Raw genomic sequence first — 22649 nt, 5'->3', positions numbered from 1 at the left:
GGGGGGCCGGCCGCCGCGGCGCCCCGAACGGCCGGACCTGCCGGTGGGTGGGGACGACGTCGGCGCCACCGCGGCGCTCCGTCGGCCCACCGAGATCCCTGTACGCTGCCCCGCATGGGATCTGGGCGGGTACGGGTTCGATTCGCGCCGTCTCCCACCGGCATCTTCCATGTGGGTGGGGCGCGCTCGGCACTGTTCAACTGGCTGGTGGCGCTGCGCGCGGGCGGCGACTTCGTGCTGCGCATCGAGGACACCGACGCCTCGCGCAACCGGCCCGAGTGGACCGACGGCATCATCAGCGCGCTGGACTGGCTCGGGATCAGTCCCGGCCGGTACGAGGGCCCGGTGCTGCAGTCCTCTCGTGCGGACCGGCATCAGGCAGCCGCGGTGCGCCTGCGGGAGGCGGGGCTGGCGTACTTCTGCGACTGCACCCGCGAGGCGCTGGCGGAACGCACGGGCAACGCCCAGCACGGCTACGACGGCTTCTGCCGCGACCGCGGGCTGGAGCCGGGGCCCGGCCGCGCGCTGCGCTTCCGCACCCCCGACGAGGGGGCGACGACGGTGCGCGACCTGATCCGCGGGACCCCGGAGTTCCCGAACGACACCATCGAGGACTTCGTGATCGCACGGGCCGACGGCTCGGCGGTGTTCCTGCTCGCCAACGTCGTCGACGACCTGGAGATGGGGATCACCCACGTCATCCGGGGCGAGGAGCACCTGTCGAACACGCCCAAGCAGCAGCTCCTGTGGACCGCGCTCGGCGCCGCCGAGCCGCCGGTGTGGGCGCACGTGCCGGTCATCGTCAACGAGAAGCGGCAGAAGCTGTCCAAGCGGCGGGACAAGGTGGCGCTGGAGTCCTACCGGGACGAGGGCTACCTGCCCGGCGCGATGAAGAACTACCTGATGCTGCTCGGCTGGGCGCCGCCCGGCGAGGACGAGATCGTGCCGTGGGAGACGATCGAGTCGACGTTCGACCTGGCCGACGTGAAGCCGTCCCCGGCGTTCTTCGACGAGAAGAAGCTGCGGGCGTTCAACGGGGAGTACATCCGGGCACTGAGCGTCGAGGAGTTCATTGCGGCGGTCCAGCCGTGGCTGGCGCCCCCGGCGGCGCCGTGGGCGGCCGACGCTTTCGATGCCGACGCCTTCGCCGCCGTCGCCGGGCTCGCGCAGTCCCGGGTCTCGGTGCTCGCCGAGATCGTGCCGATGGTCGACTTCCTGTTCCTGCCGGCGGCCCCGGTGGACGACGCGGCGTGGGCGAAGGCGATGAAGGGGCCGGCGGCGGAGCTGCTCGCCGACGTCCACGACGTGTTCGGCAAGGTCGAGTGGGACGCCGAGACGTTGAAGGCGACGCTGACCGAGCTCGGCGAGCGCCACGGCCTGAAGCTGGCCAAGGCGCAGGCGCCGGTGCGGGTCGCGGTCACCGGGCGCACCGTGGGGTTGCCGCTGTTCGAGTCGCTGGAGGTGTTCGGCCGAGAGGCCACCCGCCGCCGGATCGCCGCGGCCCGGGATCGGCTCGCCGCCGGCTGAAGGGCCGTTGCGAGCCGAACCCGGCCCCTCGCACTCGGGGAGCCGGTCACCGTCGCCGCTGGCGGCGGTGGTCGTCCCCTGCCGCTGCCGTGGCCACGACTGATGAGCCCGGGCCGCGGCTGGGACGGGCCGCGACCCGGGCTAGGGAGACCCACCGGAGGTCGGGGTTACCTCCGCCGGGTGAAGCTCGGATCCATCAGGTCGCCCTCCGGCGCTCGTAAAGCACCAGGTTCGACGGTGACCAGCACATCTCCCGGGGCCTAAAGGATTCTTAAGATCAGCAAAAGACAAGCTGTGATCTCAGAATCACGCTCCGTCGACCGATGGTCGACATACCGTGATGTCCCGACAGAGGTGCCTGGGCGCGATCAGGGCTCGTCGTGGCCGCGGGTGGAGGCACCGCGCGGGCTTCGCTGGCGCGGGCTGAGCGCCGCCCATTCCGCCGCCCAGGCCGCGAGGGGCTCGATCACGCCCTGCAGGCGCCGCCCGTGGGTGGTCAGCCGGTACTCGCCGACCTCGTCCACCTCGACCAGGCCGCCCTCCCGCAGCTCCCGTAGCCGCTGGACGAGCTGCGCCTCGGGGGCGTCCAGCCGGGCCGCCAGCGTGCGGAACGGCAACGAGCCACCCCGCAGGTGCCAGTAGAGGCCGAGGGCGAAACGTCGGCCCAGCAGGTCCACCAGAGCGGCGAGGGCGAGCGGCGCCCCACCGGGAACCTCCGCCGGCGCCGGGCCGCCCGATCGCCCCTGCCCCGGCGTCCGTGCCCGCGCCGACCTGGCCTGCTTCATCGACATACCGTGCTCCGATCCGTCGCGCCCCACGCTCACCCGCGGTCGACCTGCCGGGCGACGGCACCCGGGGCCCGGGGCGCTTGCAGTATCTGCGGTGCGTTGCGAACGGTTCGCGGGCTCAGACCGTACGCAACGCGCCGCAACGCACCGCACCGCACCGCAGCCGGCACCGCAGCCGACACCGCCGGAGGGTTTCCACGGGTCACCTGGGGTGCGGCCCTGGTCAGTTCGATCGGCCGGCAGGAGCGGGGCGCCGGCTGTGACCAGAATCACCCGTTGGATTGGCGGTCAGAGGTGCACTTGGCGGTCACGAGGGCGGTGGTGACGGCCGAACCACCCAACGGGGGCCCATCCGACGAGAACCGGCGCGACACCGCCTGCCGGTCCACTCCCGGGACGGTGCAACGGCGGCGCGCCCGGCTCTCAGTGGGCGCCGACGGAGCTGACCCCGTTCGAGCTGTGTGCCGCCACCGGGCGGAACGGGCGGGATCCGGACGGCTCGACCTCCCCGGCGAACAGGCCGCGGACCCGGTGGAAGACCGTCCCGGCCTGGGCGGACACGACACCGGCGGCGCTCTGCACCTCCGGCCGTTCCCGAACCTCCCGAAGCTGTCGCATGATCACGTCGTAGTGTTCGCGTCCGCCTCGGGACCCCAGGACGTACCCGAGGCCGAGTGCGATGACGACGCTGGGCCTGATGCGCATGTTGCCTCCCGGGAGACCGATGGACGTGCTGGCGGATGGCCGCCGGCCGGCCGGCGTTGTGCCGCCGAGTTGATTACTACCCCACGTCCAAGACCGCTCGAACCTCAGGTAGGCTGACCACGTCAGGTGCGCAGAGCACCCAGTCCCGCGTAGCTCAATTGGCAGAGCAGCCGGCTGTTAACCGGCAGGTTATAGGTTCGAGTCCTATCGCGGGAGCATCCCTGCAGGTCAGAGGCATGATCGAATTTACGAAGATCGACGAAGTCCCAGCTTAGATCAGCTGGCCTCCCCCTCTTCGCGATCTCCCGAAGTCGGCAAGATCATATCCGCAAGATCCAGCGACAGTAGCGAACGCGACTTCAGTCACATCTCTCGGCATCGTTCATGACCTGGGACAAACCACCGCTCACCAGCCCTGGGCTGAAGTCGCCCTCGGATGCCGTTCCTCTCGCAGACCTCGCAGCTCGAGTGATCGATATTCAGCTTTCACGTCGTTTAGGTGAAGGGCGCCACGGGCCCGCGCCAGCCGCGAACAGGGTGAATGCGGCGTCCCCGGCGTCGAGGAGATCGAGCATGCTGTGGACGGGTTCAGATCACGGCGCTGCCGGGGAGTTTCCTCATCGGCAACAGCCAGCCGAGGTCCACGAGGACGTGGGTGGCGAGCCGGTCCCTGCTCTCCAGACGGCCACGGCCTTGGACATCATCGGAGTACGAGCGTGCGTGGCGGGCGTCGCCGGCGCTGCCGGCGTCGCACTGCTCCTGCCGCCGGCGTCGGCGCTCGAGCTCCCCGAGCTCGAGCAGGCCGCCAGCGCGAACACGCTCGCGACACCGACCGCGACGGCGACCCGCGCCGGGCGGCGCGTCGTTCTTACCGACCAACCCCCCAAATAACTCACTGACAGTCCCCCCGAACCGAGCGATTCACGCCGCTCGCCATTCCATGAATAATCATGGGCGGAAGTTAGCAGTAGGCAAAGAGCAACGTTAAGTAAGATCGACCCCGATAAAAACGAGTAACGGTCTCGTGAACACGGTGTTTCATCGGCCATACCCGACGCTTCACCGAGGAAGTTCCAGTGATATCGTCCGCGCGCGTTTCAACCCCGCTCGACAGTGCGGGCGTCCGAAGCCCGCGGATGCACCAGAATTGGGGCAGCCTGCGGACATCGACTGACCCGGAAATCGAGTGAGCCGAAGAAGGTCGGCACCGCACCGAGCGCCGATTGTGATTATTTCTCTCTCGGCTGCCGCCGCATTCGGCGTGGATACCACGGAACAAGATCGACAGACAACTGAACGTACCGCGCGATCAAGGTCTCCTTACCGAAGACTTCTCCAACATGTGACATGAGAGAGCGCACGCGGACTCCTCCGCGACCAGGCCGAGATCTGCGGCGCGACCGTACGCCACAGCAGTCGACAGAAACCTGGTGCGGACAGCGCACGGATTCAGGAGCGAAGAGCGCACCTGTTCACCCGCGCCACCCGGAGCCAGCGTCCGCGCCAGTCTACTCGCACGACGTTCGCCGTGCGTTCGAGCCAGGCTCGCGGTAGGCGGACGATGTCGCCGCGGAAGAGCGAGAAGCCGGGCGGCACCTCGACCCGGCGGGCGTGCGGCGCGGACGGGATGGCGGCACAGGCGCCCTCGGCCGCGCCCCAGGCCACAGCGCCGTCGAGCCAGGCGCGTTCCTCGGCAGCGAGGTTCGAGGTTCGCCGGGCGCCGAAGCAGACAGGCAGGGCCTGCGTCGGGATGTCGGCCGTCTCAGGCCCGGGCGAGCTCGGGCCGGACGGGCAGGCCCGCGGGTCAGGACAGGCAGTCCTCCCTCGGTGGCCGGTCGTCGGCCGCGTAGACGCAGGTGGGCACGGGCGCCGTGGACTGGTCGGACGTCGGGAACAGACGAACGCTGAGTATCACCTCCTTCTTGCTCGTGGCCAGTCTCGACCCGACGAAGTCCGCGGTGCCGGTCGCGCCGTTGTACCGAAACCGCAGTCCCCGCGCGATCGACTTCGGGGTCGGCTGGACCTGGCCGTCGAGCGGGAACTTCGCAGCCTGAGCGACGATCTCGGCGATGTCGTAGCCGAATCCGGTCCATTCACCCGGCCAGCTCCCCTTCGGCAGCGCAAGCTGCGTGTGGTGCACCGCGTAGAAACTGCCTATCCGCTGGCACAGGGTCTTCAGCTGCGCGGTGGCATACGGGTTGGCGGGGTCTACCACGCCGCGGAAGCAGTCCCGCTGGGTGAGCTCCATGAGGGCGTCCTCGGACACGAAGGAGATCTGCGCTCCCGGTGGTGGCGCACCCGTGTCCGGCGGCGCCACGACGTACCGGTGGACCGCGTCGTCCGCCACGATCGGCACCGGTGGAGCACCCGCCGGGCAGTTCGCAAGCACGGCGTTTAGAAAGTCACCGAAGTCCGCGGCCCGACCCGCGTAGAACAGCATCGTGTCCGGAGTGTCCGCGCAGGCCGCCGAGGCGTCGGGTTGCCCCACGTACACCGCGCCCCGCCATCCCTCGTCCCCGAACGCGAGACCCCTCCTGGCGAGTTCCGCACGCATATCCGCGACGAGGGTCCGGACGTAGAGATCGTCGCCGTCGGCGGCGTCCTTCGGGTAGTAGACGCGAACCCGGGTCTTCCGCTCATGTTCGGCGTAGGCGGCGACGAGCTGGGCCTCCCGGGCGTTCGGCGGCACCATCTGGAAGTACAGCGGTGACCTCTGATCGAGGCCGTCAGCGGACAGGGTCGAGGCCACGACGGGAAGATCGGCCCTGCCGAGCTGTTCGATGGCCCGCGCGGTGTGTTCGTCGCTGCGACCCATGCCGATCACCGCGGCGACCTGGGTGGGGTCCTGTCGGGCCAGGACGATGAGGTGCTGGGCGACGGTCTCGGCCTGGCGCATGTCCCGGCCGCCGTTGGCGATGACGACCTGCAGGATCGGCTCGGCCTGACTCGTGGGCAATGGGCATGATCCGCCCGGGGCGATATCACCGTTCTTCTGGATCTGCTGGAGCAGAATCCCCATCAGTTCGGCGGCGCGGGGCCGGGAATCCAGATCACGACGTTGCGCGTCCGGGGTCAGATCGGCGAAGTAGACGACGGAGACGAACTGCCGGCCAGGATGGTGCCGCCGCAGTTCGTCCGCGCACCGGTTCTGCTGAAAGATCAGTCGCTCGACGGCCCGGAGCTGTGGGTCCGCACCGAAGAGCTGGCTTTCCCCGTCGCTGTAGCCGATGCATCCGTCCGGCGTCTGCGCCGCCCAGGCATGCGCCCCCCTTCCCTCGCACCCGGTCGAGGACCGGCTCGCCGGAGCCCGGGGCCGTTCGCCGCCGGTCCCGCCCGCCACGGCGCCGGCCACGACGAGGACGACCAGGACGAGGGCGCACCCGAGAAACACCGCCGCCCCGCGCACCGGACCGGTGACCCTGCGCCGGGGCGGCGGGCGGCCGGGGACACGCTCGGGCGCCGCCGCGTCGCCGCCGGCGGGTACACCGGACGGCTCGACCGGTGGAGTCGATGCGCCGGGGAACGGGGGCGGCGACTCGCCCGGCGAGGCCGACCTCGTGGGCAGGATCGGGCGTGCGGCCGGTTTCCCCCGCCGACCGGCGGCGGCCGCGAGCAACCGGGCGCTCGCGATCGCCTCGTCCACGCCGAACAGCTCCACCCCGACCAGTTGCCCGAGCAGCCCCAGCCGCGGACAGTCCTCCACCCACACCGGCAGCAGCCTGCGGCGTACCCCCGACGAGTCCTGGGTCCAGGCGATCTGCGTGATCGCATCCTCGTGCGGCCGCAGGCGCCGCGCCGACGACAACACCGCCACCGTCCACTGCGCCGCCGCGGCCGCGCGGTCCATCTCCGCGACGAGATGCGACCCCGCGACAAAATCCCATTCCGGCGTCCGCACCCGGTAGCCGGCGTCCTCCAGCTCCCAGGCGACCCACGCCGCCCAGCCCCGATCGGTGTCCGCGCACCAGACGAAGAAATCCACCTCCGGCGGCGGCATCCCGCTCACCACCGCCACACCACCGCCGCACCATCGCCGTCCGTCGGTGGGACCCCCGTACCCCCGTCCATGCCTGCACAGCTTGCCACGAACGGTCACAGGACGGTCGCCCCGGCAGGCGGTGGAGATCGGCAAGCCGGCGACGGGCGACAGCCTCCACTCGCCACCCGCAGTCCGCCGGTCCAGGCGTAAAAGTCACGGACTGCGCGGCCTGATGGTGCACCCAAGGTCTCCTCGCCGGGTGCCCGGTCGACGGTGGGTGCGGCCGGCCGCGTCAGGCGGCGAGGTGGGGGCGGAGGAACGTCCAGATCCGCGGCCAGGCCGCCCTGGCCGCGGCGGGCCGGTAGGCGTCGCGGTCCGTCGCGAGGAACGCGTGACCGGCGGCGGGGAAGCTGTGGAACTCGAAGGTCCTGCCGTGCTCGGTGAGCGCCTGCGCGAGGGCCGCGACCTCTGCCGGCGAGGGCATCCGGTCGTCGTCACCGAACAGACCGAGCAGCGGGCAGGACAGTCTCCCCGCCAGGTCGACGACCGGCCGGACCCCGCGCAGCACGGAATCCTCCGGCGGCGTGGCGACGACGTAGGCGCCGTAGCAGTCGACGGCGGCGTCCAGCTCGAGGCTGCACGCGGCGAGGAACGCCTGGCGCCCACCCGAGCAGAAACCGATCACCGCCACCTTGCCGTTGGACGACGGCGACGACCGCAGCAGGCGCACCGCTCCACCGACGTCCCCGACCAGCCGCTCGTCGGGCACGCCGCCGCGGGCCCGCGCCACGGCGGCGGCCTCCTCGGGGCTGGCTCCGGGGGCCTCCCGCCAGTACAGGTTCGGGCAGACGGCGAGGTAGCCGTGCGCGGCGAACCTGCGGGTGATCTCCTTCGTCGACTCGTCGTAGCCCGGCATGTGGTGGATCACCACGACGCCGCCCACGGGTGACCCGTCGAGCGGCTGGGCGAGGTACGCCTCGACGTCGTCGTCCTCCGCGCCCCGCATCGACACCGTCTCCGCGCGCATGGCATCGCTCATCGACGTGAGATCCCCTCTACTCGGTCAACTCCCGGCTCCGCCGACCCTCGGCGCGTTCGACCCTCGGCGCGTTCAACCCGTCCGGCCGGCCCGTTTACGCGCGAAGCGGGCCATCATCGCGGTGAACTCGGGCGCCAGGTCCGGAACGGGCTCGCCCAGCCAGCGGTAGAGCAGCAGGCCCGCCGGGTTGCGGGTGTGCATGGTGGTGTCCGGGCGGGCCACGCCGCGGGCGATCGAGATGTCGGTCGAGCGGGCGCAGACGATGGCGAACCGCAGCGCCGCCAGCAGCTTGTAGTAGGTCAGATCTCGCGCCGGCCGGCCGATCAGCTCCTCCCAGCGGACGATCTGGGCGGCCTCGTCGGGGACCCCGGGCAGCGGCGGCGAGCCCAGGCCGTGGCTGTAGAACTCGTCCATCATCAGCCACCAGCCGAGGTCGACCTCGGCCGGGCCGACCGCGGGGGTCTCCCAGTCGAGGACGGCGGCGACGGTCCCGTCCGGCGCGAACATCATGTTGCCGACTCGGGCGTCGCCCCAGCTCAGCGCCCGGTCATCGTGGTCGGGGCGCTCCCGTTCGACGTGATCCATCGCCCGACTGAGCACGTCGAGGTCACGCCCGCCGCGGACCCAGTCGAACCAGTGACGGGTCGCGGTGACGAGCTGCTGCAGCCCGGTCGGGCCGAGCGCGGGCGCCCACAGGAACGCCAGCTCGCCGCGAACGGGGATGCGCCCGATGTCGACGAGGGTCCGCAGGCCGTTGTCCCACAGGGCGGCGCGCTGCGCCGGCGTCTGGTCCAGCAGCCAGCCGGCGGCGTGGCAGCTCGGGATGTCCGAGAGCACCCGGCCCGGGACGTGGCTCATCACGAAGAACGGCGATCCGACCACCCCGGCGTCCGGCTCGAACGCGAGGACCCGCGGCACCGGCACCGGCACCGGCACGGCCGCCGAGACGGCCCGCAGGACACGCCCCTCGCCGATCGTGTCCTGGTGCAGGAACAGCCGGCGCCTCGTCGGCTGGATGCGGACGACCAGCCGTTCGTCCCGCCGGGCACCGCCGTCGTCCCACCGCACGCCGACGATCACCATCTCGTTGGACGTGCCGGCCTTCGGCCTCGACAGGTCGGCGACGAGCAGCGACGGCCGCTCCAGCGCCCGGCGCAGCCAGCCGGCCAGGGTCTCCGCCAGCGCGGCGTCGTCGTTCGTGGCAGCGACCATGGCACTCCCCCATTCGGCACGGGCGGCGGCGACCGGACGCTTTTCCGAACGCACCGGCGACGGCCCGGTCACGGTAACGGGCCGACGATTTCGATCGGCTTTCGCTGTCGCCCCCAGAACAGGGCTACGGAAAAGATCGGGAAGCAGGAATGTCGGCGCCGACCCATCGAGAAAATCCGGGCAGGCCCGGCGCCCCAAGGCCGCGGCTATTGCGCGAAACGGGTCCTCAGGTCGCGTTTCACGACCTTTCCCATGGCGTTGCGGGGCAGCTCGGGCACGATCTCGAGCTGCTCGGGGAACTTGCGGATGTTCAGCCCCTGGGCGCGCAGGTGGGCGCAGAGAGTGGCCAGATCCGGCGGGTCGGCCGGATCGGCGGGCACCACCACGGCGCACACCCGCTCGCCGGCGGCGACGTCGGGCAGCCCGACGGCGGCCACCTCGCTCACCGCCGGATGGTCGATCAGCAGCTCCTCCAGCTCCCGGGCGGAGATGTTCTCGCCCTTGCGGATGATGACGTCCTTGATCCGGCCGGTGATGCGCAGGTAGCCGTCCTCGTCGAGGGTGCCGAGGTCGCCGGTGCGCAGGAACCCCTTCGCGTCGAAGGCGTCTCGATCGAGGGCGGCGTCGACGTAGCCGACCATGAGCTGGGGACCGCGCACCCGGATCTCGCCGACCTCCCCGGCGACCACGGGCGTGGCGTCGTCGAGCACGACGACGATCTCGACGTCGAGTCCGGCGCATCCCTCCGTGCTCGCGTGCTGGAAGTCGGTGTCGTCGTGGCGGCCCCAGGTGACGAACGGGCACTCGGTCAGGCCGTATCCCGAAACCACGCCGACGCCGCCGAGGAGCTCCCGGACCTCGTGGTGCAGCGACACCGGCCGGCCCGCGCCGCCGCACAGCGCCGCCCGGGCCCGCGGGAACAGGGGCACGTCCGGCTGGCGGCGCTGGCGCGCCAGGTAGGTCTGCAGCATCTGCGTGCCCGACCCGACGAGCGTCATGCCCGCCGCCGCGAGGGCGGCCGGCGTCGTCTCGGGGTCGAACCCGCTGCTCACGATGACCCCGCAGCCGGTCTGCAGGCCGGTGAGCAGGTGCGCGATCCCGCCGATGTGGGAGATCGGCAACAGGATCGGCAGCCGGTCGGCGGGGACGACGGCGAGATGCTCGCAGAACGTCGACGAGGCGGCCAGCAAGCCCCGGTCGGTGTGCCGGGCGCCCTTCGGGTCCGAGGTCGTGCCCGACGTGTAGAAGATCCACCGAACCGGCCCGCCGCCGGCCGAGCCCGCTCCGGGCCCGCTGGCGGGCTCCGCGGCCGCCGGCGAGACGACCTCCCCCGGCGGTTCGAGCGCCACCGGCGGTTCGAGCTCCCCCGGCGGTGCGGAGTCGACGACGTGCACGGCGAGACCGGGCACGGTCGCGGCCACCGCCCGCGCCATCGCCGCGTGGTCGACGCCGCGGAAGCAGCTCGGGACGAGGAGCAGCTCGCTGCCGGTCTGCCGGCAGATGAAGGTGATCTCGCGCTCGCGCAGCATCATGATCAGCGGGTTCTGGACGGCGCCGAGCCGGGACAGCGCCAGGCAGACCGCGACCGTCGCGATCGTGTTGGGTAACTGCCAGGACACGACCGAGCCGGGCCGGACGCCGAGCTCGCGCAGTTCCACCGCGGCCTGCTCGGCCCGGTCGCGCAGCTCGCGGAACGTCAGGCACCGCCGGTGCTCGTCGACGACGGCCAGATCGTCGGGCGAGGCCGCGGCGCGCGCCTCGACCAGCTCCCAGGTGCTGTCGGCGGTGAGGAGAGCCATTCGATCCCTCCGTCTTACGGGGCAGGAATGGACCCGGATATCACGTCGGAACTCTCGCACGAGAAGAAGTTCGGCGCGCGACCGCGGGCCGAACCGACAGCAAAGAGAAATCATTGAATATCCGCGTGGGCGGACCCTAGAATTCGGCGGCGGAATCAAGGACGACCGAGGAGTCGGTGTGCGCGAGCATCGGGAGCTGTTCATCGGAGGGCGGCTGGTCCCGGCGGCGACGGACGAGACGCTGGACGTGGTCTCGCCGGCCACCGAGGAGACCATCGGCGTGGTTGCGGCGGCCGGCGTCGGCGACGTCGACCGGGCCGTGGCCGCCGCCCGGCGCGCGCTGGACGACGGCCCGTGGGCAAGCACGACCCCGGCGCAGCGGGCGGCGGCGCTGGTGCGGTTGACCGACGCGCTGCGCACCCGGGCCGACGAACTCGCCGCGGAGCTCACGGCGGAGGTCGGCTCGCCCCGGTCCTGGTCGGCTCCCTACCAGGTGGGCACCGCGCTGGCCGCGTTCGACGCCTTCGCCGAGCTCGCCGGGGCCTACCCGTGGGCGGACGAGCGCCCGGCGGCGCACGGCTCGGTGCTGGTCCGGCGGCTGCCCGTCGGTGTCGTCGGGGCCGTCGTCCCGTGGAACGCGCCGCTGTTCATCACCGCGCTCAAGCTCGCGCCGGCCCTGGTCGCCGGGTGCACGGTGGTGTTGAAACCGGCGCCGGCGGCGACCCTGTGGTCCTACCTGTTCGCCGACGCGGTCGTCGAGGCGGGCCTGCCGCCCGGGGTGGTCAACATCGTGCCCGCCGCGGCCGCGGCGAGCGAGTACCTGGTCGGCCATCCCGGCATCGACAAGATCACCTTTACCGGCTCGACGGCGGTGGGCCGGCGCATCGGCGAGGTCTGCGGCCGTGACCTGCGCCGGTGCACCCTGGAGCTGGGCGGCAAGTCGGCCGCGATCCTGCTGGACGACCTGCCGCTGACCCGCCGGACGGTCACCACGCTCACCTTCGGCGCGATGGCGAACTCCGGCCAGGTCTGCATGGCCCAGACCCGCATCCTCGCCCCCCGCTCGCGCTACTCCGAGGTGGTCGACGCGCTGGCCGAGCGGGTGGCCGCGTTGCGCGTCGGCGACCCGACCGAGCCGAAGACCCAGATCGGCCCGGTCATCTCGGCGCCGGCGCGGGCCCGGATCGAGGCGCACATCGCCCGCGCGCGGGCCGCCGGCGCCCGCGTCGCCGCCGGCGGGGGTCGGCCGGCCGGGCTCGATCGGGGGTGGTTCGTCGAGCCGACGCTGCTGGCCGGGGTCGGCAACGACGCCCCGGTCGCCCGGGAGGAGATCTTCGGCCCGGTGGCGGTGGTGATCCCGTACGACGGCGTCGACGAGGCCGTCGCCATCGCCAACGACTCCGACTACGGCCTGGCCGGGTCGGTGTGGAGCGAGGACCCCGAGCGGGCGGGTCGCGTCGCCGCGCGGCTGCGCACCGGTTCGGTCGCCGTCAACTCGCCGGCGCCGCTGGACGTGGGCAGCCCGTTCGGCGGGGTGGGCGCGTCCGGCCTGGGACGCGAGGGTGGGCCCGAGGGCATCAGCGCCTTCGTGGAGCTCCAGTCGATCGTGCGCCCCGGCGGCTGAGCCCCCGCGCCGACGCGCAGCCCGCGATCCAGACCGCACCCGACAGAACGCACTCGACAGAGCGCCCCCGCCAGAACGCGACCGCCAGAACGCGACCGAGAGAAGGTGCCGTGGAGACCCTCGCCGCTGTGCTGTGGGACCGGAGTTCCCCCTGGTCGGTCGAGCCGATCGAGCTCGATCCGCCCGGCCCGGACGAGGTGCTCGTCGAGCTGCACGCCTCCGGCCTGTGCCATTCGGAGGAGCACATCGTCACCGGCGACATGCCGTTCCGGCTGCCGTGCGTCGGCGGCCACGAGGGCGCCGGGGTCGTGCTCGAGGTGGGTTCCCGGGTCCGCTCGCTTGTCCCCGGCGATCACGTGGTCTTCGGTTTCGTGCCGTCCTGCGGGCGGTGCCGGCAGTGCGCGACCGGGCACCAGAACCTCTGCGAACTCGGCGCGAAGATGTACACCGGTCGCCAGATCGCCGACGGCACCGCGCGCCACCACGCCCGCGGCCAGGACCTGTCCATCGCCTGCATGATCGGCACGTTCGCGCATCACACCGTGGCCCACGAGTCGAGCTGCATCCGGATCCCGCAGCACGTCCCGCTCGACCGGGCGTGCCTGCTGGGCTGCGGGTTCGTCACCGGCTGGGGGTCGGCGGTGTACGCCGCCGACGTGCGGCCGGGCGACACCGTCGCGGTGGCCGGAGTGGGGGGCATCGGCGCGGCGGCGATCCAGGGTGCCCGGCTGGCCGGCGCCCGCGTCGTCGTCGCCGTCGAGACGGTGGCCGAGAAGCAGGACCTCATCCTCCGTCTCGGCGCGACCCACGTCGCCACCTCGTGGGAGCAGGCCGCCGCCGTCGTGCGAGAGGCGACCTGGAACCGCGGGGTCGACCGGTTCATCTGCACGATGGGCCGCGGCGATGGCGAGCTGCTGGGACGGGCACTGGCGATGACCGCCAGCCGCGGCCGGGTCGTGGTGACGAACGTCCATCCGGCGGCGCAGCGGACGGTGTCGCTGAACATGATGGATCTGACGCTGTCCGAGAAGCACATCGTCGGCACGATCTACGGCTCGGGCAACGCGCGGGCGGACATCCCGAAGCTGGTCGAGCTGTGGCAGCGCGGCCAGGTCGACCTCGACGCGGTGGTCAGCCACAGCTACCCGCTCGAGGGGGTCAACGCCGGCTACGAGGACATGCGCTCCGGCCGGTTCCTGCGCACCGTGCTGCGCTACCCCGCCGCGGACGCGCTCGACGCGCTGGGGGCAGGCGAGGCGCTGCGGGCAGGCGAGGCGCTGCGGGCGGGCGAGGCGCGGATGGCAGCCGAAGCGCGTCCGGCTTCGGAACCGGCGCAGACAGCCGGGCAGCCGGCATGACCACGACCGGGGACATGCCGGGAACGCAGGGGCTGCCCGGCGACGTCCTGGACGACCTGACGTGGTGGACCCGGCCGGCGGCCGAACGCGACGCGACCTTCGCCTGGCTGCGCGCCCACGATCCGCGGCCGTACGTCCCCGAGCTCGACCTGACCGGGGCCGCGCGTGGCGGTGGCTTCTGGGCGTTGACCCGCCTGGACGACGTGCGCGAGGTGAGCCGGCGGCCGGCGGACTTCTGCTCCGGCCAAGGGAGCCTGATCTTCGACCAGCCGCCGAGCCTGCGGGAGTTCCGCGGCTCGATCATCGACATGGACAACCCGGAGCACGCCCGCCAGCGGCGCATCGTCTCCCGGGGCTTCACGCCGAAGGCGGTGGCCGCGCTGGTCGACGACATCGCCCGCACCAGCCGCGAGGTGATCTCCGCGGTGGCGGGACGGGGCGAGTGCGACTTCGTCACCGAGGTGGCGGCGCTGCTGCCGCTGCGGATCGTGAACAACATGCTGGGCATCCCGCGCAGCGAGGAACGGTTCCTGTTCGAGCAGACGAACATCCTCATGGGAGCGAGCGATCCGGAGTACGTCCCGGACCAGACCCCCCGGTCGGTCGCGCGGGCCGTGCGCGGCGCCGGCGAGGCGATGAGCGGCCTGCTGGAGGAGCTGGCCCGCGACCGGATCAGCAACCCGCAGGACGACCTGGTCAGCTCGCTCGTCGCCGCCCAGGAGGAGGAGAACCTCACGCCGACGGAGCTGGCGACCTTCTTCAACCTGCTCGTCGGAGCGGGCAACGAGACCACCCGCAACGCGCTGGCCCACGGGCTGTCGGCGATCACCCAGTTCCCAGAGCAGCGGGAGCTGTGGCGCTCGGACCTCGACCGGTACACCCCGGGCGCCGTGGAGGAGCTGCTGCGGTGGGCCTCCCCGGTGCTGTACATGCGTCGCACGGTCGCCCGTGACGGGGTGAGGCTCGGTGAGCAGCGTTTCGACGAGGGTGACAAGGTCGTGCTGTGGTACCGCTCGGCCAACCAGGACGAGGCGTACTTCGACGACGCGACGTCGTTCCAGGTGACCCGCGATCCCAACCCGCACGTCACCTTCGGCGCGCCGGGCCCGCACCACTGCCTGGGGGCCAACCTCGCCCGGGTCGAGCTGGCGATCGCGTTCCGAACCCTGTTCGAGCTGCTGCCCGACATCGAGGCGACGGCCGAGCCGGACCTGCTGCGCTCGAACTTCCTGCACGGGGTGAAGCACCTGCCCGCCCGGTTCACCCCCACCGCCACCAGCGCCTGATCGGAGACCGACCGTCATGGGCTCCGACATCATCGGACTGTTCGACGAGATCGCCTACGACAAGCGCGACGGGGTCGCCGAGATCCGCCTGAACCGGCCGGAGTCGCGCAACCCCATCTCGGCCCGGCCAGGCGGCACCCGGGACCAGATCCTCGCCGCCCTCGCCGACGCCGAGGCGGACCCGACCGTCGGCGCCGTGCTCGTCACCGGCGCCGGCGCGGCGTTCTCCGCCGGCGGCGACCTCGCCGGCAATCCGATCCGTGAGCACGCCGCCGACGAGGCGCGCTTCCGCGAGACCGCCGACGACTTCCACCGGCGGGTGCGCCGCTGCCCGCTGCCGGTGGTCGCCGCCGTGCGGGGCTACTGCCTGGGCGCCGCCGTCGTCCTCGCGGCGAGCTGCGACCTGGTCGTCGCCGGCGACGACGCCCGCTTCGGCATGCCCGAGGGACGCCTCGGGCTGCCCGGGGCGGCCGGGCTGGTGCCGCTGATCGGACGGCAGTGGGCGAAGTTCCTGATCCTCACCGGCGAGCTGATCGACGCCGAGGTGGCCCAGCGGATCGGACTGGTCACCGCGGTCGTGCCGGCCGCCGAGCTCGGCCCGCGCGCCCGGGACCTGGCCGCCCGGCTGTCCCGGATGCCGCGGGAGGCCACCACGCTGAACAAGCGGGCCGTGGACGCCGCCGCCGACGCCGCCGGCGACGAGGCCGCCCGCGTCGCCGCCTCCGGCTACGACGTCATCACGCTCGCGATGAGCGGACGGGCTCAGGCCCCCGACGGCCGCCCCTTCGCCGAGATCCGCCGCGAGGAGGGCGTGCGCGGCCTCAAGGCAGCCCGCGAGGCCCAGTTCGCCACGCCCTGGCTGCCCGGGACCCGTCCCAGCAACGGCGGCTGACCCGAACGGCCGTCGGGGCTACGAGCCGGGTGCAGGGGCCGAGGGCAGGAGGAATTTGCGGATCTTGCCGACGGAGGTCCGCGGGAGTTCGTCGACGAGGACGAACTCGCGGGGACGTTTGACCGGGCTCAGCCGCCGCCGGCACCATTCGGCCAGCTCCTCGGCTTCGGGGGCGGCGCCGCGGGGGTCGGCGACGACGTAGGCGACCGGGACCTCGTCGCGCACCGGGTCGGGTCGGCCGACGACGGCCGCCTCGAGCACGCGGGGGTGCTCGGCGACGACCGCCTCGACCTCGACCGCCGAGACGTTCTCGCCGGCCACCTTCAGCGTCTCGCTGTCCCGCCCGGCGAAGTGGTAGACGCCGTCGGCGTCCCGGTAGGCCCGGTCGCCGGTGCGGAACCAGCCGTCGACGAAGGCGCGCCGGGTGGTGTCGGGGTCGTCGAGGTATCCGCCGAACAGTCGGACGCCTCGCTCGCCGCCGACGAGCAGCTCGCCGACCTCCCCCGGCGCCCGCTCGCCGCCGCCGGGCCGGGGGCTCAGCCGCACGGCGCAGCCCGGCGTCGGGCGACCCATCGCGTCGGGGCGGGCCTCGTCGGATCGGCTGGTCAGGACCGCCGCGGTCGTCTCCGTCATCCCGTAGAGCTGGCGGGGGCGGCAGCCGAGCAGGGCCGAGAGCCGCTCGTACTGGTCGGCGGCCACGTTCTGGGCGAACCACACGTGCCGCAGCGCCAGGTCGTCGCGCCGTTCGGCCCCCCGGGCCAGGATCATCCGCATGGGGGCCGCGAACAGGCTCGCGTGCGTCGCCCGGTGCCGGGCGGCCTGCGCTAGGAACCGCGATGCCGAGAAGGAGCTGAGCAGCGCGACGCTCGCCCCGACGGAGATGGCGGCGGCGAACGAGTAGTACTGGGCGTTCGCGTGGAACAGCGGCAGCGCGACGAGCTGGCGATCCTCGGACCCCAGCCCGGCCGCCGCCGCCATCGTCGCGCCCGCGAAGGCGTAGTTGGCCTGGGTGATCACGACGCCCTTGGGCGCGCTGGTCGTGCCGGAGGTGAACAGGACCGCGGCAGTCGTTTCGGGGCCCGGTGCTTCGGAGCCCGGTGTTTCGGAGCCCGGTGCTTCGGAGCCCGGTGCTTCGGAGCCCGGTGCTTCGGGGCCCGGCATGTCGAGGCTCGGCGTATCGGGACCGCCGGCCGACGCGGCCTCCCCGGTGCCGGCAGCGACACCGGTCAGGGCCGCGAGCTCGACGTCGTCCTCGTCGACGGCGAACACGGCGAGGTCCGGACCGGCGCCGGCCTCCTCGGCACCTGCTCCAGCCGCCTCGGCGCCTGCTCCAGCCGCCTCGGCGTACACCGCCCGACGCCGCGGCGAGCAGATCCCGACCACGGCCCTCGTCCGGGCGAGCTGCGCGGCGATCTCCGGGGCGGTGGCGGCCGGGTCGGTGGGCACGATGTGCGCACCGAGGCCGACGGCGGCCAGCCACACCGCGACGAAGGCCGGCGAGTTGGCCAGCGCCAGGTGGACGGCGCCGCCGCCGCGCAGACCCGCCGCGCGCAGCCGGGCCGCGACCCGTCGGGTCAGCCGGTCGAACTCGGCGTAGGTCCACGTCGTCACCGCCCCGTCCGAGGACTCCCAGATCAGGAACGGGCTCCCGCCCCGGCCGGCGACGGCGCGCCGCCAGGCCGCGCTGAACGTGGTGGCGGGCTCACCAGGTCGCGATGGCATCGCACGCCGCGCGCAGCAGGTCGGGACGGCCCTCGAAGTAGTGCGTCGCCCCGTCGATGAGCAGGTAGTCCTTCTTCGCCCGCCCGATCGCGTCGTGAAGCTGTTCGAGCACCACCGGCGGCGAGCCGGTGTCCGCCGAGCCGCCGACGACCAGGGTCGGGGTGGACAGCTCCGGCAACCACCGCAGGGCGTCGCCGTTGGTGTCGTCGATCGACCACTGGTTGATCCACGACCGCAGCGTCGTGTAGCGGTTGAGCCCGGCCGGCAGGTAGTCGGCGATCTCGGGACGGCCCCACAGAGTGCTGCCGATCGTCCGGTCGCTGGCGTCGATGGCCGGGTCGAGGAAGCGCAGGTCGGCGCTGGTGCCGTGGACGACGAACGCCAGGTCGTCCAGTCCCGCCGGCCAGTGCCCCGCGGCGGTGACCAGGCGTAGCTGCGCCCGCGCCCACGCGGTGATCCGCCGGTTGCGGGCGAGCTGGGCGGCGCGGTAGCGGGCGATGAACTCGGCCGGGAACGGTGGCCCGTTGCGCGGGTCGAAGGCGTCGAGGTCCGGATCCCGGCCGAACGGCGCGGACTCGTCGATGATCGCCGGGTCGAGCCACTCCATCGACACCCGGGCGCGGGAGGGATGGGCCATGAACAGCACGATCGAGTCGGCCGGCGGCAGGTCGGCGCGGGTGAGGTCCGGCCCGACGCCGCCCGGCGGAGCCACGACCGTCGGCCGCTCGGCCTGCGCCTGGTAATAGGGGACGATCGAGCCTCCACCCGAGTTGCCGACGAGCACGATCCGCTCGTAGCCCCGCCCGCGCAGCGTCCCGATCGCGGCACCGATGTCGAGCAGGCAGTTCTCGACGTTGAGGTTCGCGTCGTTGCCCACGTACCGGGTGGCGAGCCCGACCGCGGCGACGCCGAGCTCGGCGAGCGTCCCCAGCGCGTAGTGACCCAGGAAGTTGGCCGTCGGGTGCACGATCAGCACGGCCGTGCGGGGTCTGGGGCCCGCCGGGCGCACCTCGGAGGCCCAGATCGCCCCCGACAGGCGGGCGACGCCCGAGAAGACGTCCACCCGCCCGGACGGCGGAATCGGTATCTCCACCAGTTCCCGCTCGACCCCGATCGGTAACGGCACGACGACCTCCTGCACCCTCAGTTCCTGGCTACGGCATCAGCTTTCAGCGGCGATATCAGCTTTCAGCGGCGGCATCAGCTTCCAGCGGCGGCATCAGCCTTCAGTGGCGGCATCGGTTCCTCGACGAGCACGAGCGCGTCGGCCACCGCGCAGCCCGACGGCGAGCAGATCAGGGGGTTGACGTCGATCGAGCCGATCCAGTCCGCACCGGCCGCCCCAAGCTCGGCGACGGCCAGCACCACCTTCGCCAGCGCCGCCCGGTCCCAGCCAGCCGCCGCGCGCAGCCCCCGGAACACGGTCGCCCCGCCGAGCTCGGCCAGCATCGACTCGACGCCCGGGTCGTCCACCGGCAGCAGCCGGCCGACGACCGCGCGGGTGAGCTCGACGAGGATGCCGCCGAGGCCGGCGACGACGACCGGGCCGAGATCGGTGCGGGCCTGGTAGCCGACGAAGGCCTCACCGGCGCCGGCGAGCTGGCCCTGCACGGCGACGGTGCGCGGCACCCCGTGGGCGGCGGCGATCTCCTGCAGCTCGGCGGCGACCGCGGCCACCTCGCCGGGCGCGACCCCGAGGCGGACAGCGCCCAGCTCGGTGCGGTGCGCGACGTCGGCCAGCTTGACGACCATCTGGGCGCCGTCGCCGAGGGCACCGGCCCGGGGCGGCCAGTCGGCGGGATCGTCGAACACCACCCACGGCGCGACGGTCAGGCCGCGCTCGGCCAGCAGCGTCATCGTCGCCGCGAACGACAGCATCGCCCCGGCGTCACCTCGCACCACGTCACCCGGCCGCGGCAGCGGGATCGGGCGCGGCGGGGCCGCACGGCCCGCGCGGGGCTGCGGCGACAGGTGCCGGGTGATCGCGGTGAGGCCGCGCGCCGCGCCGCCGAGCCCGCGGGCGAAGGCCAGGCCCGGGCCGCCGGCCGTCGAGGTCCACGATCCCAGCCGCGACTGCTGCACGGTGGTCAGCACGACCGGTTTGCCCGCGCGCCTCGCCGCCTCACGGGCCGGTCCCAGCAGCACCTCCGCCCGCTCCCGGTCCTCCTCGTCGAGCCACCAGGTGACGACGACGGCATCGAGCGCCTCGGCGTCGAGATAGGTCCGCAGCACGGCGTCGAGCGACTCGCGCCGGGCCATGGTGAAGCCGGTCAGATCGAGCGGGTTCACCACCTCGGCGCCGGGGATGATCGCCCGCACGTCGTCGGCGATCTCGGTCAGCTCCGGCATTTCGACGTCCCCGCCGGCCAGCACGTCCGAGGCCAGCACGTCCGAGGCCAGCGCCGCCACGCCGCCCGAGGAGGCGATCACGGCGATCCGCTCGACCGGACGCAGCCGGTGCGCGGGGAGCTGGGCCAGGATCGCCGCCCGGTCCATCAGATCGTCGACGTCGCGGGCGTCGACGATCCCGGCGGCGCGGAACGCGAGGTCGTAGACCCAGCTCTCGCCGGTCAGCGCCCCGGTGTGCGAGCGCACGATGGCGCGCGCCCGCTCGCTGCGGCCGAGTTTGAGCACGACGACGGGCTTGCCGGCCGCCCGGGCACGGTCGACCGCGGCGAAGAACGACGCCGGGTCGCGCAGCTTCTCGATGACGACGGTGATGACGCGGGTGAGCGGATCGGCGACGAGGAAGTCGAGGTAGTCGGCCAGCACCGTCACCGCCTCGTTGCCGGCCGAGATCGCCAGGCGCAGGCCGAGGTTGCGCTCGCGGGCCGCCGCCATCGCCGCGCGCATCAGGTACCCGCTGGAGGACACCAGGGAGACCCCACCGGCCGGCACCGCCACCGCCGTCCCGGTGAACAGCGACACCCCGCTGGTGACGTTCACCAGGCCGGTGCAGTTCGGCCCGCACACCGGCAGGGCGGCGCCGGCCGCGGCCCGCGCCAGGCGGTCCTGACGCTCGCGGCCCTCGTCGCCGGCCTCACCGAACCCGCTGGCCACGACGACCACCCCGCCGCACCCGAGTCGCGCCGCCTCCTCGACGACCCCCACCGACCCCGCCGCGCCGACCAGGCTGAGCACGGCGTCGACTGGGCCGCCGACCGCCCGCAGGCTGGCGACCGTCGCCCGCCCGTAGGCGCTGCCGGGGCGGGGGCTGACCAGGTGCAGCTCGACGGGCGCGGCGAGCAGGTGGCCCACGGCGACGTTGGACATGGGGCGCCGTTCGCTCACGCCGACGACGGCCACGGACGCCGGGTTCAACAACCTGCCCAGCGAACCCGCCCCGGTCTCCGACCCCGCCACGTCCTCCCCCTTCGCCCGGTCCTCCTGCGCGCAGGCCCTGCCCGCGGCAGCAAGGTATGCGCGGAACCCTTTCGGTTCGATGCCAGCGCCCCCGAGTCCCCCGCCCCCGGGCCGGCGGCGACCTAGCATCGGCGGTCGCGGCGAACGGAGGACGAATGACCCCCAGCACGGCCACCGCGATCCCGCTGGTGCTCATGCGCGGCGGGACGAGCAAGGGCGTGTTCGTCACCGACGACGCGCTGCCCGGCGCCGGGCCCGAGCGGGACCGGGCGATCCTGGCACTGCTGGGCTCGCCCGACCCGATGCAGCTCGACGGGCTCGGCGGGACGCATTCGAGCACCAGCAAGGTGGTGCTGGTCCGGCCGAGCGAGCATCCGGGCTGCGACATCGACTACCTGTTCGTCCAGGTCGGCATCGACCGTCCGATCGTCGACTACGCCGGCAACTGCGGGAACCTCACCGCGGCCGCCGCGGTGTACGCCCTCGAGGAGGGCCTGCTCGCCGGCGACGCCCGACCCGGCCTGGTGCGGATGTTCAACCGCAACGTGGGGCAGCGCATCGACGCCCTCGTGCCGGCCCCGCCGCCCCCCGGCGCCTGGCGGGAAGGCGCCCGGCGAGAGAGCGAATGGCGAGAGGAGGCACGGCTCGCGGGGATGCCCGCCACGGGCCTGGCGGTGCTGACCGAGTACCTCGATCCGTCCGGTCCGGTCACCGGGGCGCTGCTGCCGACCGGCCGACCGCGCGACGTGCTCACGCCGAGCGTCGGCGACCCGATCGAGGTGTCGCTCGTCGACCTGGCGGCGCCGATCGTGTTCGTCCGGGCGGCGGACCTCGGGCTGCGCGGTGACGAGGCGCCGGCCGCGCTCAACGGCACGCCGGGCCTGCTTGCGCGGCTGGAGTCCATCCGCGCCGCCGGCGCCGCCCGCATCGGGCTCGCGGCCGACGAGGCCGCGGCCGCGGTCGGCTCCCCGGTCCTGCCCCGGCTCACCATCGTCTCCCCGCCGCCGCAGGCGGGACCCACCGCGCCCGCGGTAACCGTCCCCGGCCACGAGGTGACCACCGGGGACCGGCACGGTGCGGCCGATCTCGTGGTCCGGGCGATGTCCCTGGGACGCGCCCACCACGCCTGCCCGATCACCACCGCGCTGTGCACGGCCGCCGCCGCCCGCACCGACGGCACCCTGCCGTTCGCCGCCGCCCGCGGCGGCGACCCGGGTTCGGTCCGCATCGCCCATCCCAGGGGCGCGTTGACCGTGACCGTCCGCACCTCGCCCGGGAAGATCGTGTCTGTGGGCGTGCTGCGCACCGCCCGGCGGCTGCTTGCGGGAACCGCCTACCTGCCGGGCTGAGCCGCC

The 22649-nt window shown here is 73.2% G+C and carries 16 protein-coding genes and 1 tRNA gene; 8 read left to right on the top strand and 9 right to left on the bottom strand.

Annotated elements, in window-relative coordinates; all coding sequences use genetic code 11:
* Positions 1 to 114: 114 nt before the first annotated feature.
* Positions 115 to 1527 (top strand): glutamate--tRNA ligase, encoded by a 1413-nt coding sequence (gene gltX, locus AC5R91_RS27180; protein WP_495394125.1) that lies wholly within the window; start codon positions 115 to 117, stop codon positions 1525 to 1527.
* Between the two features lie 368 nt (positions 1528 to 1895).
* Here the strand turns inward: gltX and AC5R91_RS27175 are convergent, their stop codons facing one another.
* Positions 1896 to 2318, bottom strand: coding sequence for a winged helix-turn-helix transcriptional regulator (locus tag AC5R91_RS27175; RefSeq protein WP_495394124.1), 423 nt, complete (start codon positions 2316 to 2318; stop codon positions 1896 to 1898).
* Positions 2319 to 2738: 420 nt separating this feature from the next.
* Entirely contained in the window at positions 2739 to 3020 is a 282-nt protein-coding gene (locus AC5R91_RS27170) for a hypothetical protein (protein WP_495394123.1), read from the bottom strand.
* Positions 3021 to 3163: 143 nt separating this feature from the next.
* Between AC5R91_RS27170 and AC5R91_RS27165 the strand changes: the two genes are divergently transcribed.
* Together AC5R91_RS27165 and AC5R91_RS27160 are read left to right on the top strand one after the other, a co-directional pair.
* Positions 3164 to 3236, top strand: a tRNA-Asn gene (locus tag AC5R91_RS27165).
* Between the two features lie 504 nt (positions 3237 to 3740).
* Positions 3741 to 3911 carry a hypothetical protein gene (locus tag AC5R91_RS27160; protein WP_495394122.1) on the top strand — a complete coding sequence of 57 codons (171 nt, stop codon included), beginning with the start codon at positions 3741 to 3743 and terminating at the stop codon, positions 3909 to 3911.
* 913 nt (positions 3912 to 4824) lie between these two features.
* Here the strand turns inward: AC5R91_RS27160 and AC5R91_RS27155 are convergent.
* The 4 genes from AC5R91_RS27155 to AC5R91_RS27140 form a co-directional block, all read right to left on the bottom strand.
* Positions 4825 to 7017, bottom strand: a complete 2193-nt coding sequence (locus AC5R91_RS27155) for a TIR domain-containing protein (protein ID WP_495394121.1) — start codon at positions 7015 to 7017, stop codon at positions 4825 to 4827.
* A gap of 274 nt (positions 7018 to 7291) precedes the next feature.
* Entirely contained in the window at positions 7292 to 8038 is a 747-nt protein-coding gene (locus tag AC5R91_RS27150) for a dienelactone hydrolase family protein (RefSeq protein ID WP_495394120.1), read from the bottom strand.
* 72 nt (positions 8039 to 8110) lie between these two features.
* The gene (locus AC5R91_RS27145; protein WP_495394119.1) at positions 8111 to 9250 is read right to left on the bottom strand and encodes a phosphotransferase family protein; all 1140 of its coding nucleotides are present in this window, start codon (positions 9248 to 9250) and stop codon (positions 8111 to 8113) included.
* Between the two features lie 206 nt (positions 9251 to 9456).
* Positions 9457 to 11049, bottom strand: a complete 1593-nt coding sequence (locus AC5R91_RS27140) for a class I adenylate-forming enzyme family protein (protein WP_495394118.1) — start codon at positions 11047 to 11049, stop codon at positions 9457 to 9459.
* Between the two features lie 178 nt (positions 11050 to 11227).
* Here AC5R91_RS27140 and AC5R91_RS27135 point away from each other — a divergent pair, with 178 nt between their 5' ends.
* The 4 genes from AC5R91_RS27135 (at position 11228) to AC5R91_RS27120 (ending at position 16209) form a co-directional block, all read left to right on the top strand.
* Positions 11228 to 12673, top strand: a complete 1446-nt coding sequence (locus AC5R91_RS27135) for an aldehyde dehydrogenase (RefSeq protein ID WP_495394117.1) — start codon at positions 11228 to 11230, stop codon at positions 12671 to 12673.
* Between the two features lie 110 nt (positions 12674 to 12783).
* On the top strand, positions 12784 to 14031 hold the full coding sequence (locus AC5R91_RS27130; protein ID WP_495394116.1) for an NDMA-dependent alcohol dehydrogenase: 1248 nt from the start codon (positions 12784 to 12786) through the stop codon (positions 14029 to 14031).
* Positions 14028 to 15317, top strand: a complete 1290-nt coding sequence (locus AC5R91_RS27125; protein ID WP_495394115.1) for a cytochrome P450 — start codon at positions 14028 to 14030, stop codon at positions 15315 to 15317. The genes AC5R91_RS27130 and AC5R91_RS27125 overlap by 4 nt, the downstream gene beginning before the upstream one ends.
* A gap of 16 nt (positions 15318 to 15333) precedes the next feature.
* Positions 15334 to 16209 carry an enoyl-CoA hydratase/isomerase family protein gene (locus AC5R91_RS27120; protein WP_495394114.1) on the top strand — a complete coding sequence of 292 codons (876 nt, stop codon included), beginning with the start codon at positions 15334 to 15336 and terminating at the stop codon, positions 16207 to 16209.
* Between the two features lie 18 nt (positions 16210 to 16227).
* Here the strand turns inward: AC5R91_RS27120 and AC5R91_RS27115 are convergent, their stop codons facing one another.
* From AC5R91_RS27115 to AC5R91_RS27105, 3 genes are all read right to left on the bottom strand, one after another.
* Complete coding sequence (locus AC5R91_RS27115; RefSeq protein ID WP_495394113.1) at positions 16228 to 17931, bottom strand: class I adenylate-forming enzyme family protein; 1704 nt, start codon at positions 17929 to 17931, stop codon at positions 16228 to 16230.
* Positions 17912 to 19057, bottom strand: a complete 1146-nt coding sequence (locus tag AC5R91_RS27110; RefSeq protein ID WP_495394112.1) for an alpha/beta hydrolase — start codon at positions 19055 to 19057, stop codon at positions 17912 to 17914. Before AC5R91_RS27110 ends, AC5R91_RS27115 begins: the two co-directional genes overlap by 20 nt.
* A gap of 74 nt (positions 19058 to 19131) precedes the next feature.
* Entirely contained in the window at positions 19132 to 21294 is a 2163-nt protein-coding gene (locus AC5R91_RS27105; protein ID WP_495394111.1) for an acetate--CoA ligase family protein, read from the bottom strand.
* A gap of 155 nt (positions 21295 to 21449) precedes the next feature.
* Here AC5R91_RS27105 and AC5R91_RS27100 point away from each other — a divergent pair, with 155 nt between their 5' ends.
* A complete protein-coding gene (locus tag AC5R91_RS27100) occupies positions 21450 to 22643 on the top strand; it encodes a PrpF domain-containing protein (protein ID WP_495394110.1) in 1194 nt (397 codons plus the stop codon).
* Positions 22644 to 22649: the final 6 nt, after the last annotated feature.

Source organism: Frankia sp. BMG5.60, assembly GCF_059428125.1.
This window is presented reverse-complemented; position numbering and strand designations above follow the sequence as displayed.